The sequence below is a fragment of the Actinomyces urogenitalis DSM 15434 genome, from assembly GCF_000159035.1.
Classification (GTDB): Bacteria; Actinomycetota; Actinomycetes; order Actinomycetales; family Actinomycetaceae; genus Actinomyces; species Actinomyces urogenitalis.
In genome coordinates, this window is the sequence record NZ_DS999613.1 from 1 (window position 1) to 541 (window position 541).

Here is a 541-nt window from a genome sequence, read left to right on the forward strand (position 1 = left end):
GCCAGGTTCGCTCGCCCTCGGCGGCTGCTGGCTCTGGCTCGACGACGGCGAGGCCGCGCTCCCGCAGGCTGGCCACCGTCATGGCCACGTGCGGCAGGGAGGGGACCGCCCCGGTGGGGGTCACGCTCAGGCCGCCGGGCAGCAGCGAGCCGACCAGGAGGAGGGCCGAGAGGAACTGGGAGGAGCCTGAGGCGTCCACGCTCACGCATGTGGTGGGGACTCCTGGACTCGACTCCGCCGGTCCCTGCCCCAAGGGTGCGGTTGCCGCCGGATGCGGGCGGACGGGGGCTGGGGAGACGACCACGGGCAGGTGTCCTTCCCGGCCGAGGTAGGTCAGGCTGGCACCGAGCTGGGTCAGTGAGTCCAGCAGCGGACTGAGCGGGCGCAGCCGGGCGCCGTCGTCGCCGTCGAAGAGGACGGGAGCATCCGCCAGGGCTGCCAGCGGCGGGACAAAACGCATGACGGTGCCGGCCAGGCCACAGTCGATGCGCGCGACGGGGGCCGGAAGGTCGCCGGAGGGCGAGGTGGCCGCAGACCCGGC

The 541-nt window shown here is 74.5% G+C and carries 1 protein-coding gene; it reads right to left on the reverse strand.

All coding sequences use genetic code 11. The features are described from left to right. Window positions 1-541: carboxyvinyltransferase (locus tag HMPREF0058_RS11505; RefSeq protein ID WP_006549972.1), on the reverse strand; the 541-nt coding region annotated here is incomplete at both ends.